This window comes from Pedobacter sp. Bi27 (assembly GCF_918698255.1).
In the GTDB taxonomy this organism is placed as follows: Bacteria; Bacteroidota; Bacteroidia; order Sphingobacteriales; family Sphingobacteriaceae; genus Pedobacter.
In genome coordinates this window covers 419,429-433,724 of the sequence record NZ_CAKKMW010000004.1, presented here as the reverse complement: position 1 = coordinate 433,724, position 14,296 = coordinate 419,429, and the positions used below count along the sequence as shown (strand labels likewise).

Here is a 14,296-nt window from a genome sequence, read left to right as displayed (position 1 = left end):
TTATGCTAGCCGAAATTATTACCATAGGTGATGAGATTCTCATTGGCCAAATCGTTGATACCAATTCTGCCTGGATGGCTAAACAGTTAAATTTAATTGGTGTTTCCGTTAAGCAGATTACTTCAGTTTCTGATGATGAACAACATATTATTGAAGCCCTCGGACTTGCAGAAAAACGTGCAGATATTGTTTTAATTACTGGTGGGTTAGGCCCGACCAAAGATGATATTACCAAGAAAACCTTGGCAAAGTATTTCAATATGGGCTTTCGCAATGATCCCGGAGCATTGGAAATGGTTCGTCAGATTTTCGAAAAATACAAACGCCCTTTATTGGATATCAATATTCAACAAGCTGATGTTCCTGATGGTTGTGAGGTTATTGTAAACAAAAATGGTACTGCGCCTTGCATGTGGTTTGAACAAAATGACACCATTTTTGTATCGATGCCAGGTGTGCCTTACGAAATGATGTACCTGATGGATGACGAAATTCTACCGAGAATTACGAGCAGATTTAAGCTGCCGTTTATTGTACATAAAACTATTCTTACGGCAAATATAGGCGAATCATTCCTAGCCAAAGAGATCGAGGAAATTGAAGACAGCTTGCCAGCACACATTAAATTGGCTTATCTGCCAAAATTAGGACAAGTACGTTTGCGCTTATCGGCCAAAGGCGATAACGAAACAGCGTTACAAAAAGAAGTTGAGCTTTACGCCAAACAGATCATTTCAAAAGTAAATAAGTTTGTCGTAACAGATGAAGATATTCCCTTGGAAAAAGCGATCCTGAATCTCATGAAGAGCAAGGGTTTAACTTTATCTACAGCAGAAAGCTGTACCGGAGGATACATAGCACACCTGATTACGCAGCACCCAGGTTCTTCTTCGGTTTATTGGGGCGGGGCAGTAGCCTATGCCTACGAACTTAAAGAATCTATTCTTGGCGTAAAAGAAAGTACTTTAAATACCTTTGGCGCCGTGAGTGAACAAACCGTTGCAGAAATGGCTGAAGGTGCAATTAAACATTTCAAAACAGATTATGCTATTGCGGTTAGTGGCATTGCCGGTCCAGATGGTGGAACAGAAGACAAACCAGTTGGTACGGTATGGATTGCAATTTCTTCAAAACACAAAACTGTAGCTAAGTTGTTTAATTTCAGTAACAAACGCATTCAAAACATCGAACGTTCTGCAGCATCGGCATTGGCTATGTTATTAAATCTCCTTAAAGAAACAGTTTAGAAAGAATAAAAACTGTATTTTTGTAGCATTACCAATATAAAATACTGTAATTTAATATGGCTCAATACGAACTATTGTTACCAAAAATGGGTGAAAGTGTTGCGGAAGCAACGGTGATTAAATGGGTAAAACAACCAGGTGATTCTATTGATTTAGATGATACCATTCTGGAAATCGCTACTGATAAGGTAGACTCTGAAGTTCCTTCTCCGGTTGCCGGTAAATTGGTAAAACAGTTATTTGCTGCAGATGAAGTTGCCCAGGTGGGCGATGTAATTGCCATTATTGAAACTGAAGGTGGAGAAACCGCTATAACAGAAACTCCAGTGACAGAAAAGCCAATAGCTGAAGAAAAAATTGAAACTATTCCTGGAATTGCACAACTGCCATCAGAGAATACTACTGTAGCAACTGATTTCAGTTCGTCTGACCGCTTTTATTCGCCTCTGGTTAAAAGTATTGCTGCGCAAGAAAATATTTCGTTAGCCGAGCTTGATGCGATTAAAGGCTCCGGTGCTGATGGACGGTTAAATAAAGATGATCTATTAGATTATATTGCCAATAAAAATGGTGCAGGGCCAATCTTAACTAAGACAGTTAGTATAACAGCGCCTATTCCTCCAACAAACCAAACGGTTGAAAATAAAACAAGTTCAGCACCAGTTGTAAATAAAACATCAACAACCAGTGTTAGTGGTGGCGACGAAATTATAGAGATGGATAGAATGCGTAAACTGATTGCCGATCATATGGTAATGAGCAAAACAACTTCACCGCATGTAACTTCGTTTGTTGAAGCCGACGTAACCAATATGGTTTTATGGCGCAATAAAGTAAAAAACAGCTTCGAAAAGCGTGAAAATGAAAAGATAACCTTTACACCAATATTTGTAGAGGCAGTTGCTAAAGCCATAAAAGATTTCCCGATGATCAATGTTTCGGTTAACGGCACGCAGATTATCAAAAAACGTGATATCAATATTGGTATGGCTGCCGCTTTACCAAGTGGAAACCTAATCGTTCCTGTAATTAGAAATGCCGATCAGTTAAATTTGGTTGGCTTAACAAAAGCAGTTAATGATTTAGCTGCAAGAGCGAGAAACTCTAAATTAAAACCTGATGAAACGCAAGGCGGCACCTTTACTTTAACCAATGTAGGTAGCTTCGGCAATGTAATGGGTACACCAATTATTAACCAGCCTCAGGTGGCTATTTTAGCCGTAGGTGCCATTAAAAAGAAACCAGCTGTTTTAGAAACCGAACATGGTGATGTAATTGCGATCAGACACATGATGTTCTTGTCTTTATCTTACGACCACAGGGTTGTAGATGGATCATTAGGCGGTATGTTTGTACGTAGAGTAGCAGATTATTTAGAAAGCTGGGACCTGAACAGAGAAATTTAGTCAGTTTACAATTAACTTTTTCAGTTGATGTAAGGTCAACAATTAAACAATTTACAGTTTAACAATCAAGAATGTTAGCTTCAAATTTAAAATCGATAGTTTCGGATAACGTATTGCATGCCAAATGGTTAAATACGTTATCTTATATGGAAAATGCAGGTGCAAAGAAGATTTCAGCTTCAGAGCATAAAGAAAATGTAAACCTGATTATTCTTAAACACGCTGCAGAAGAGCACCGCCATGCTTATTATTTAAAAAAGCAGATTTCGAAGATCGACGAGGCACTTTGTAAAACTTACACCAATGCCGAGTTGTTATCTCCAAATCATACAAAGTACTATTTGCATGCTTTAGATATTGCGGTTTGTCGTTATTTAAAAGCTGTATTCAACCTTTCCGGTTACGATTTAAAATTCGCTGCCTATTTATTTGTTACCTACGCGATTGAAGTGCGTGCCGATGAATTGTATCCAATTTATCAAGCGGTTTTAGATGAAGCTAAAAGCAAAGTAAACGTAAAATCGATTATTTTAGAAGAAGAAGGCCACTTAGAAGAAATGATGAACCAATTGGTTAGTTTTTCTGATGACTGGGAAAATCATGCAGCTGAGGTAATCAAAATCGAAAAAGCTTTATTTGAAAATTGGGTTGCTGCCTTAGCCGCAGAACTGCCGATAAGTGCTTAAATAATCGCTAATCGTCATGGCGAAAATATACTAAGAAGTCAAGTTTTTAAACTTGACTTCTTTCATTTAAAACCAAAGTGTTTCATCGTTGTTTCTAAATAAACACAAATATCATGGCTAAGTTTTCAGATTTAATTAACGGTGATAAACCTGTTCTTGTTGATTTTTTTGCCGAGTGGTGCGGTCCTTGTAAAATGATGAAGCCGATTTTAGAGCAGTTAAAATCTCAGGTTGGCGATGCTGTTTCTATCATTAAAGTAGATATCGATAAAAATCAACCAGCTGCTACTTCTTTTAATATTCAAGGTGTACCTACTTTAATTCTCTTTAAAAACGGAAAACAGGTTTGGAGACAAAGTGGTGTTTTACAGGCATCGCAGTTGAAACAAGTAATTGATGCTCACGCCTAAACTTCTACTACACTTTTAGGCGTTACTGCAAAAATACGTTCGTTTGCTTTCGGATAGACCGTATAAAGTCCGGTAAATAAACTAAAAGCGGGCAAAACGGCGTAGTCTTTACCAAAATAGAAGCATGGAAATTTTAATCTTTGTTTGGCTTTGCCCACAATGGTTACACCTGGATGGATATGGCCACTGATGGGGTATAATTCTTCTTCCATACCATTTGGGGCATCGTGAATAAAGCAAAACGGCCCCAGGCAAAAACTGGGTTCATGTATTTCGATATTCATTGCAGCATAATTGGCGTCTGAAAGCCTATCGTGGTTCCCCTTTACCAATAGAAAATTAAGCTCTTGGTATTGTTTTCTCCATACTGAAAATTCATCAATATCGGTATTTAAACCATGATGAAACATATCCCCATTAATCAGCAGTGTTTTAGGATTGTATTGTTTGATCAACAAACTCAATCGTTGAAGATCTGTTTGGGCAATGGTAGAAGGTACTTGCAAACCGGCCTGACGGAAGTGCGCAGATTTACCCAGATGCAGATCGCTTATGGCTAAAAGCTGATGTTTAGGTAAAAACAAAGCCCTTTCTTTATCTAAAATCACTTCTTCACCTTGGCTTGTAATGTTCATTTATTTCGCTTTATTGTCATCCTGAACCTGTCAAAGCATCTTTAAATTCCGACAGATCCAAGAAGATACATTATTTAATTTTCTCTGATTCCGCTTTCATCCGTATAATCCGTTGCTCCAATTCTTCTGAGCTCATATTTTCACGCAGGCTATCTACCTTAATCGGGAAAGACAGCGGTGTAAAACTTTTAGGATTGGTGATTACAATTGCCCCATGCTGGATTCGATCCAATGCTGCCGCCAACCTTGGCTCTTCCAGTTGTTGGTAAAAAACTTCATCGTATGCCTGTCGCAAAAGTAAATTATGTTTGTCATAATCGCTAAAAACATTAAAAAACAAACCAGCAGATGACTGGAGGTGCTTATTGGCTACATATTTACCAGGGTAGCCCTGAAAAACGAGCCCTGAAATGCAGGCAATATCCCTAAATTTCCGTCTTGCCATTTCAGTTGAATTGATACTCAGCGTAATGTCTTCAGTTAAATTTACAGGTGAAAAAACCTCGTAGGCAATCGATTCGTCCATAGGAATTTCTGTTTCACTCAAAAGTTCAAAACCATAATCGTTCATGGCAATAGAAAAGCTGATGGGCAACAATTTACTTAAACGATAGGCAACCAGGGCAGCTAAAACCTCATGTACCAAACGCCCTTCAAATGGATAGGCAAAGAGATGAAAACCTTCTTTATTATTAATGAGTTCGATCAGTAATTCATCATTTTTGGGTACATGAGAACGTTTTTCCTGCAATAGAAACAGCGGATACACGGCATCTAATTCTTCATCCTGATGTGTTTTATCCAATGCTTCATTGTATTTTTTCCGTAAAACCGATCCCAAATTGGAAGAAAGAGGTAAGCGGCCTCCATTCCAGCTCGGAGAGATCGCATTTTTTTGTTTACTTACCCTCACCACAACAGTCATATCTTTCACCTGAATAAATTCTAACACCCTGCCAGCCAAACGGAAATTATCGCCAGCTTTTAAACGGGTAACAAAATATTCTTCAACCATGCCGATGTAACCACCAGAGAGGAATTTAACTTTTAACATGGCATCACTTACAATTGTTCCAATATGCAAGCGGTGTCGCATGGCTAATTGTCTGCTCTTTACTCTCCAAAGCCCATCTTCGTCCTTAACCACTTTCTTAAATTCGGTGTAGGCACTTAAACTATCTCCACCTGAGGTAATAAATTGCATTACCCAGGTCCATTCTTCAGGAAGGATAAGCTTAAAAGCATGGGTATTCTTAATCTCTTCGTAAATGATTTTATCATCAAATCCGTCGCCTATGGCCAGTGTAACCAAATATTGAACCAAGGTATCAAATACCATAATAAAGGGCTCACGGCTCTCTATATTGTTTGTTTTGGCTGCTTCTTTAATTGCTGCTGCTTCTACCAATTCTAATGCATGCGTAGGTAAAAAATATATTTTAGAGATTTCGTGAGGGGAGTGGCCCGAGCGGCCCGCCCTTTGCAAAAACCTAGCAACACCCTTTGGCGAGCCTACCTGGACAACGGTATCAACAGGTTTGAAATCTACCCCCAAATCTAACGATGAGGTGGCAATAACTGCCTTAAGCTGTCCGGTATGCAAGGCATCTTCAATCCAGTTACGGAGTTCGAAATCTATCGATCCGTGATGTATGGCAATCCGCCCAGCCAGTTCGGGTTCGATATTCAATAAATGCTGATACCACATTTCCGATTGTCCGCGGGTATTGATAAAAATTAAAGTGGTTTTACTTTTTTCAATGATCGGTAAAAGTTTATAGGCAAGTTTTAAACCCAAGTGCCCAGCCCAGGGCAATGTTTCGATATCATCGGGTAAAATTGATTTGATGAGAATTTTCTTTTCTAAATCGGCTTTAACAATAATCCGTTTGGCCTCCATATTGGGTTCGAGTACATCTAACGCCTCTTCAATATTACCAATGGTGGCAGAAATTGCCCAAATTCTTAAAAACTGGTTTTTCTCTAACTTTTGTAAACCCTTAATGCGCGATACCGCCAACTCCACCAACACGCCACGCTTACTTCCTAAAAGCTCATGCCATTCATCAGCAACAATGCATTTAAGATTTTTGAACAAAGTTGAAGCACCTTTTTGCGCCAGTAACAAGTGCAGGCTTTCTGGCGTAATCAACAAAATTTCGGGCATTGATTTTTTCTGCTGCAATTTCTCTGCCTGAGAGGTATCACCATTACGCACACCAACGTGCCAATCCAATTCCAGCTCCAATAAGGTTTCGCGCATGGCCCTTGCAATATCTTTTGCTAAGGAGCGGAGTGGCGTAATCCAGATTAACTGTAAACGGTCTTTTGCTTTTTTATTGTTGACTTCAGTTGCGTTTAAGGCCTCAATCACTACGGCTAAAAATAAAGAAAATGTTTTTCCGAAACCTGTAGGCGCATTTACCAAACCGCTGTAACCATCCAGATAATACTGCCAGGCATCTTCCTGAAACTGGAAAGGCTTGCGCTTATTGGCCTTTAGCCAGGCTTTTATCTTTTTATAACCTTTGGTTTTGGTTTGGTCCATGCTTAAATATCGCTGCTTTTGATGATTTTCTAATTTTTTTTGAAAAGCAAATAACAGTAATGCTTCGGTTAGAGCAGTGCTGCCATTCGCTTTACCTTTTTTGTAATTACCGTTAAATGTTAATTTATCCATAACAAAAAAGGGTATCGCTGCTGTCGGGTTTAAAATAGTGAGGCAAACCCTTAAGCTAAACCTATTTCCTCTGTCTGTGTCCTCACAGACCGAAATTTTCGAATTATGATCGCCATGGTCTGTGGGGACACAGACCATGGAATCTCATTACAAAGTCGATTGCAATAGCTGCCTCAAATCTTCCAAAGTATTAATTTCATCGGCTTTTTTACCTTTTCGCCACCGCAATATACGTGGAAAACGCAACGCTAAACCTGCTTTATGCCGTTTACTTTCAGCAATTCCCTCAAATGCAATTTCGAAAACCAGTTCAGGTTTTACGGTACGTACTGGGCCAAATTTCTCAATTGCATTACGGGTTACAAAGGCATTCACTTCTTTAATTTCTTTGTCTGTTAAACCCGAATAGGCTTTTGCAATCGTGACTAAATTTTCTCCATCACGAACTGCAAAGGTATAATCGGTAAAGAAATTAGTCCTTCTACCACTTCCTTTTTGCGCATAAATCATTACCGCATCAACCGTATACGGATTGATTTTCCATTTCCACCAATCGCCCCTTTTTCGTCCACTATGATAATGAGAGCTTAACTTCTTTAACATAATTCCCTCGCTGTTAATCGATCGGGATGTTTGTCTTAATTTGGCTAAATCTTCCCACGAATGGCAATTGATTACAGGAGAAATCATCACCGGACTTTCTGCTAAACCACCAATCAATCCTTCGAGTGTTTTTCGTCTTATACTTAGAGGTTCTTCTCTAAAATCCTTGGCTTCATATTCTAAAATATCATAAACAAAAAAGCCAATGGGTGCATCTTCCAATTGTTTTTTACTAATCGTTTTGCGGTTTAAACGTTGTTGCAGCGTACTAAATGATAAAACCTGTTTATCTTGCACAGCCAGTATTTCGCCATCTAAAACCACACCATCAGGTAAAACATCAATCATAAAATGCAATTCGGGGAACTGTTCTGTAACCAATTCTTCGCCTCGGCTCCAAATAAAGAGTTCTCCATTCCGTTTTACAATCTGCCCACGGATACCATCCCATTTCCATTCAGCCTGCCATTCTGAAATATCACCCAATTTCTCTGGTTCTTGCTCTAAGGCATAGGCGAGGCAAAAGGGGTAAGGCCAGGAATTATCGGTATTCACGTGGATACCATTTATCAGTTCGTGAAAAGTAATTTCATAAGGATTCCATTTCCCCATTATGCTATGCATAATCTGGGCGCTATCTAAACTGCTTTGTTTAGCCAGCGCATTCACCAGCATTTTATTGGAAACCCCAATCCTGAAATTTCCAGAAATCAATTTGTTAAAAATAAAACGTTCCTGTGTTTCGAGTTTATTCCATGCATTTAAAATAAATTCTTTTTTAGTTTCATCATCTTTACCTTCCAGATCGTGCAAATCTTCAACCCATTTATGCAATTGAAAATCTGAGGTGTTTTCGGCGGGTGGCAACAACAAAGCGATGGTTTCGCTTAAATCGCCAACATTGGCATAACTTTCGGCAAATAACCATTCTGGCGTTTCAGTAATGTTTATGGCCCAGTATTTAAGCAGGGCTGATTTAATTGGTCTTTTAGGTTTTTTACCTGTAAACAATGCGATAACCCACACCTTGTCTTTATCATCAGCATGGTTAAAGTAATTAACCAATGCCGCGATTTTATCGTTGGTTTTATTGCTCAGTTCAAGCTGTTGGATCAATTGGGCAAAACGTTTCATCGTTATTTATTTTCGTTTTGATCAACCAGATCTACTTTATTTTCTTCATCATCTTCTTGCCCAAATTTTGTTAATACTTCAGCAGCTTCTATGCCTGCATCATTTAAAAACCGACTAAAGGCAGCCGTAAAACCATGCGTAACATATACTTTTTCCGCTCCGGTTGCAGTAATAGCTTCCATTAAGCCGGGCCAATCAGCATGATCACTCAGCGCAAAGCCTGCATCGGCACTTTGCCACCGGCGATGTGCCCGCACCTGCATCCAACCAGAACAAATACCTGTTACGGGCTGAGCTAAATTTTTGATCCAGCGGCTATCCCTCATGGCTGGTGGCACAATTACAATACCTTTCTGCAATTCATCTTTAGTGGTTTCAGGAGTAATTCTGATGGTTTTTGGAAGTTTTACACCTGCGTCAATAATCACTTCATTCAGATTAGCAATACTGTTATGCACATAAATAGGAGTATCACCAGCCAAATTTTTAATTAAACGTTGTGCTTTACCCAAACTATAGGCAATTAATACACTTGTTTTTTGCTGTAAAATATTATCGCTTACCCAACTCTTGATGCCATTAAAAACAACTTCCTGTTTTTGCCATTTGTAAATAGGTAAACCAAAAGTACTCTCAGAAACAAAAGAATGGCACTTAATAGGCTCGAAGGGTGTGGTAATGCCATCATCTTCAATTTTATAATCACCAGAGATTACACAAATTTCACCTTTATAAGCTAAACGTACCTGCGCAGATCCGATAATATGTCCGGCAGGAAAAAATGAAATATTCACTCCATTGCGGATAATGCTTTCTCCATATTCCAATGTTTCTACGTTCAAATCTTCGCTGATCCTGCGTTTGATAATGGGCTTGGTTAAGGTATGGCAGAGATAGTATTTATTTCCAAAACGCACATGATCGCTATGTCCATGCGTTGTAACCGCATAATCTACAGGCCACCAAGGGTCTATATAAAAATCGCCCTGCTTACAGTAAATTCCTCTTTTGGTAAATTCTATTAATGCCATAGCTACTAAACAATAAATTTATTGATTAGTTTTAGATCAATATCGGCTAAATACCCGATAATTTAAAATATCGGCTAAATACCCGATAATTTAAAATATCGGCTAATTACCCGATAAATGGAAATATCGGCTAATTACCCGATATTAGTTTTGAAATATGAATAATAAGTTCGATATTGTAGTATGATTTGCATTATAACGGGTGATATTGTAGGCTCAAGAAAGATTAAAGATAGCTGGTTATTAAGCTTGAAAACTGCTTTAAAAGTAGTTTCCGATCAGAATAATAAGTGGGAGATTTACCGGGGGGATAGTTTTCAGGTAGAAGTTGAGCCAGAAAATGCCATCAGGGCTGCTGCTTATTTAAAAGCATCTATCAGGGTAAATAAACCTGCAGATGTAAGGATGGGCATTGGAATTGGAAATATCAAAAACAAGCGGAAAAAACTTTCAGAATCCAGCGGAGATGCTTTTGTAAATTCAGGAGCGGCATTTGACAGTTTAAAACAGGCTAAGGTTAATTTAGCCATTAAAACTGATTCAGCTGATTTTGATGATGAAATTAATGTCTTAATAAAGCTTTCGCTAATATCAATGGATAGCTGGGGAGTTGTAGCTGCCGAAATGGTAAAACTTGCCTTAGAGAACAATAACCTGTTACAAAGCGAACTGGCGGCTATTTCGGGCCGAACGCAATCATCAGTAAGCGAAGCTTTAAAGCGTGCACATTATACAGAAATTATGGAAATGGACAGGCTTTACCGTAAAAAATTGAACCAAATGATTTTAAAATAATGGATATCTATTTAATCAAGCTTATCCTTGTCCATTTAATTGGAGATTTCTTTTTACAACCAAATGCCTGGGTAAAAGATAAAGAAAGGAAAAAATTAAGATCAATAAAGCTCTATTTGCATGTGGCCATCCACATCGCTTTGATATTTCTTATTTTCTTAAACTTTGGCGTTTGGAAGGTAGCACTGTCAATAGGAGTACTTCATTTTGTGATTGACGCTTTAAAAGCGATTTTTCAGACCAAAAAAAATGCACGGATACTGTTTTTTGTTGATCAGGTGTTACATTTTACTTCGATAGTAGTGGTGTGGCACTTTTTTTATAAGGGAAGTTTAAACATCAGTTTTTTTAATGAAACCAAAACCTGGGTTTTAATTGCAGGAGCTTTATTTCTAACAATGCCTACATCTATTGTAATGCGGGTAATTATTGCCAAATGGCTTCCAGATAACCAACCAGACAGCCCGCAGTCATTACAAAATGCAGGTAAGTATATCGGAATACTGGAAAGAGTGCTGATCTTCTTGTTTATCTTAACCAATCATTTCGAAGCTGTTGGCTTTTTACTTGCAGCCAAATCTATATTTCGGTTTGGCGATTTGAAAGAAGCACACGACCTTAAATTAACTGAATACGTATTGATTGGAACTTTGTTAAGCTTTGGCATAGCCATTGTAACGGCTATGCTTATTCAAATGTTTATTGCATAAAAAAAGCAGCCCGAAAGCTGCTTTTTAATTTTTCTATCTTGCTCCCGGAGGGCAGTTTTCTTTTAAAAACTTAGTGTAAGTTAAGGATAAATGTTTGCCAGTTCCTTCGCCCTCAGAGATACTGTGGGTGCGGTTTGGATAACTCATCAATTGAAAAACCTTTCCGTTTTTAATTAACTCATTAATCAGCATTTCGGCATTCTGATAATGTACATTATCGTCGCCTGTACCGTGGATATACAATAAATTGCCTTTTAAGTTTTTAGCATAAGTAATTGGAGAACCCTTAATATAGGCCTCTTTACTTGGGAAAGGAGTGCCCATATAACGCTCCTGATAAACATTATCGTAGGTTAATTGATTACCAACCGCTGCAATTGCAATACCTGTTTTATAAATTTCAGGATATTGGAACATCAGGTTTAACGTAGAAGAACCACCTCCGCTCCAGCCCCAAACGGCAACACGGTCTTTATCCATAAAAGCATTAGTAGCCAATAATTTTTTAGCGGCCATCGCCTGGTCGCGGATATTGATTACACCAATGTTTTTATAAATACTTTTGCGCCATGTACTGCCTTTTGGAAGAGGGGCACCTCTATTATCCATTGAAATATAGATATAACCATCTTTGGCCATATCACCGGCATATAAACGGTTTCTCCCTGCACCATAAGTATCTAATGCTGTAGCCGAAGCAGGCTCACCATAAACATAAAATACTACCGGGTATTTCTTATCTGGATTAAAATTATCAGGTTTTTTCATCCAACCGTCCATTTCAATACCATCTTCAGTAGTTACTTTAAAAAACTCAACTTTGTTTTTAGTCGCCGCCTGTTTGGCTAATTGTGTAGTAATGCTCCCATCCATTGTAAATGGATTCCCTGTAGTAAAGTTCATCCACTCTGTAATTGGTTCAACAAGCGAACTGTTATATGAATGGCGCGCAAAAGCAGCATTTGGAGAAATATCGTAATTGTGTGTTCCTGGTAAAACCGAAGGTGTAACCTGTTCTAATTTTCCTTTTCCATCCAATTTGGTTTTAAAAAGATATTTCTGAGTGGCATTTATTGGTGATGCCAGAAAATAGACCATGTTATTTTTTACATCGATCAATTTTACATCAATCACATCATAATTGCCTTTCGTAACCAATGTTTCTTTTTTTCCATCCAAACTGATTCTATACAGGTGGTTCCAACCATCCTTTTCAGATACAATGGTAAACTCTTTATTATCATTTAGCCATTTCCACTCATCCTGTGCATCAATCCAGGCTTTAGCTTTTTCGGTATAAACTGCTTTTGCCGATCCTGTACCTGCATTACAAACGAATACGATACTTTCGTTCTGCTCGCGGTTAAGCTGTTGTAAAATAATGTCATTACTGTTAGGTACCCACTGCATGCGTGGAATATAGTGCTGAATATTGTCTCCAGGAACGTTTAACCAGTTAGTTTTGGCAGTTGCAATATCAACCACACCAACTTTACAGGCCGACGGATTTTCACCCACCTTTGGATATTCTACAGGAATGGTATACGGATAAATGGAATCTGTATTATTGATCATTAAGAAATTTTTGATCTTCGTTGCATCAAGCTGCCAATAAGCAATAGATTTGCCATCCGGACTCCATCTAAAACCATCGCGGCAATCAAATTCTTCCTCATAAACCCAATCGAAAGTACCGTTAATCATTCGGTCAGTACCATCTGTGGTTAAGGCTTTTGCACCAGTTCCATCAATGTTTTCTACATATAGGTTATGTTTGCTTACATAAGCAACCTTACTGCCATCGGGCGATAACTTAGCAAACATTAGTGATGAAGCTGGTCTATCTTTTCCAATTTGAGTGATTTTATTGGAAGTTAAATCGGCCAACCAATAATCTCCACGTGTATCGTAACGCCAAACTTTTTTACTATTGGTGTAGATTAGTGCTTTCGAACCATCATCTGATAACTGGAAACTTCTTACTGTAATAGCATCATTTTTTCCGGCTGGCGTTAATAATCCCCTTGATATAACGGTTTTACGATCATTTTTAGGAAGTGTTATTGAAACGATTTCGCCACTAATATTCTGATAATAGGAGTTGCCGTCTTTTGCCCAATTGATATTTTGAGCTTTGGCATCAATTAGCGTGCATAATGCTATACAAGCAATTGATAATCTTAATAAAAATTTTTTAATCATATATAGTTTTTGGACATAAAAAAAGCCTTTCAACTTTCGGGCTAATTTAAATAAAAAGCCTGCAGTTAAAAAGCTGTAAATTATCTGGAATTGATTAATTATTCACCACCACCTTGCATGGCTTTCAATTCTTCCATCGTTACTATATCGTAACCCGTAGGAATCTCAGTGCTAATCGCACCTACTTTAGCTTCAGAAAGAGATTTTAGAACCAGATCTGAATTTACGCCATTAATTACTGCCGAGTATTTTACAGGAAGTGCACCTAAACCTTTAAAGAAACCACCATTGGTAATTGAAGCAATATCAACATCTTTTGTTGCCCATAATTCATGCGCTCCACCTTTGTCATCTTTGTAGGTATATTTTTCAGCACTAAATCCAGCAATTGTCTGTTTTTCACCAGTTGCTTTATAATCAGAATATTTTGGCAATAAAGCTTCTTGTGCCTCTGTTTCTGCTTTGCTCACCTTTACTGCAAACTGTTTTTGAGCTACAGGAACATCAATTAATAATAATCCGGTTTTATCTGCTGTATTTGAAATGATGTTAACCATTGCAGGGCCATTTTCAATTTCTATTTTGGTTAAGTTCCCATTAAATTTAGTTTTAACATCGGTTGTTGTACCGTTAGCAGTTACTGCAAATACCAAAGTACCTTCAGCAATTTTCTTTTGTGCATGAGCAATTATAGCAGTACTTACTAAGATTAAAGCTATAACACTAGTTTTGATTGATTTGAACATGTTTTTATTTC

Annotated in this window: 12 protein-coding genes; 6 read left to right on the top strand and 6 right to left on the bottom strand. The window is 38.1% G+C overall.

The features are described 5' to 3' along the window. The first annotated feature begins 2 nt into the window (after positions 1-2). The 4 genes from LQ227_RS15695 to trxA all read left to right on the top strand — a co-directional run bounded on the left by LQ227_RS15695 (position 3) and on the right by trxA (position 3,749). A complete protein-coding gene (locus LQ227_RS15695) occupies positions 3-1,247 on the top strand; it encodes a competence/damage-inducible protein A (RefSeq protein ID WP_230149944.1) in 1,245 nt (414 codons plus the stop codon). A 56-nt stretch (positions 1,248-1,303) separates the two neighbouring features. Next, a complete protein-coding gene (locus tag LQ227_RS15690) occupies positions 1,304-2,653 on the top strand; it encodes a dihydrolipoamide acetyltransferase family protein (protein WP_230141272.1) in 1,350 nt (449 codons plus the stop codon). A 71-nt stretch (positions 2,654-2,724) separates the two neighbouring features. Continuing rightward, complete coding sequence (locus LQ227_RS15685; protein ID WP_029280147.1) at positions 2,725-3,339, top strand: hypothetical protein; 615 nt, start codon at positions 2,725-2,727, stop codon at positions 3,337-3,339. Between the two features lie 113 nt (positions 3,340-3,452). Next, positions 3,453-3,749: a thioredoxin gene (trxA, locus tag LQ227_RS15680; protein ID WP_230141269.1), complete on the top strand. Its 297-nt coding sequence runs from the start codon at positions 3,453-3,455 to the stop codon at positions 3,747-3,749. On the opposite strand, the gene pdeM is transcribed toward trxA, so the two are convergent. The 4 genes from pdeM to LQ227_RS15660 form a co-directional block, all read right to left on the bottom strand. Further along, positions 3,746-4,384: a ligase-associated DNA damage response endonuclease PdeM gene (pdeM, locus tag LQ227_RS15675; RefSeq protein ID WP_230149941.1), complete on the bottom strand. Its 639-nt coding sequence runs from the start codon at positions 4,382-4,384 to the stop codon at positions 3,746-3,748. The two genes, trxA and pdeM, sit on opposite strands and share 4 nt — an antisense overlap. Before the next feature lie 70 nt (positions 4,385-4,454). Further along, positions 4,455-6,932: a ligase-associated DNA damage response DEXH box helicase gene (locus LQ227_RS15670; protein WP_230150113.1), complete on the bottom strand. Its 2,478-nt coding sequence runs from the start codon at positions 6,930-6,932 to the stop codon at positions 4,455-4,457. 279 nt (positions 6,933-7,211) lie between these two features. Then, positions 7,212-8,801: an ATP-dependent DNA ligase gene (locus LQ227_RS15665; RefSeq protein ID WP_230149939.1), complete on the bottom strand. Its 1,590-nt coding sequence runs from the start codon at positions 8,799-8,801 to the stop codon at positions 7,212-7,214. Between the two features lie 2 nt (positions 8,802-8,803). Then, a complete protein-coding gene (locus tag LQ227_RS15660; RefSeq protein ID WP_230141266.1) occupies positions 8,804-9,832 on the bottom strand; it encodes a ligase-associated DNA damage response exonuclease in 1,029 nt (342 codons plus the stop codon). A 183-nt stretch (positions 9,833-10,015) separates the two neighbouring features. Between LQ227_RS15660 and LQ227_RS15655 the strand changes: the two genes are divergently transcribed. Together LQ227_RS15655 and LQ227_RS15650 are read left to right on the top strand one after the other, a co-directional pair. Beyond that, positions 10,016-10,627: a SatD family protein gene (locus tag LQ227_RS15655; RefSeq protein ID WP_230141265.1), complete on the top strand. Its 612-nt coding sequence runs from the start codon at positions 10,016-10,018 to the stop codon at positions 10,625-10,627. Beyond that, a complete protein-coding gene (locus tag LQ227_RS15650; RefSeq protein ID WP_230141264.1) occupies positions 10,627-11,337 on the top strand; it encodes a DUF3307 domain-containing protein in 711 nt (236 codons plus the stop codon). The genes LQ227_RS15655 and LQ227_RS15650 overlap by 1 nt, the downstream gene beginning before the upstream one ends. A gap of 33 nt (positions 11,338-11,370) precedes the next feature. On the opposite strand, the gene LQ227_RS15645 is transcribed toward LQ227_RS15650, so the two are convergent. Next, positions 11,371-13,539, bottom strand: a complete 2,169-nt coding sequence (locus LQ227_RS15645) for a S9 family peptidase (RefSeq protein WP_230141263.1) — start codon at positions 13,537-13,539, stop codon at positions 11,371-11,373. A 98-nt stretch (positions 13,540-13,637) separates the two neighbouring features. Next, positions 13,638-14,285, bottom strand: a complete 648-nt coding sequence (locus LQ227_RS15640) for a DUF4412 domain-containing protein (protein WP_215128762.1) — start codon at positions 14,283-14,285, stop codon at positions 13,638-13,640. Between the last annotated feature and the right edge of the window lie 11 nt (positions 14,286-14,296).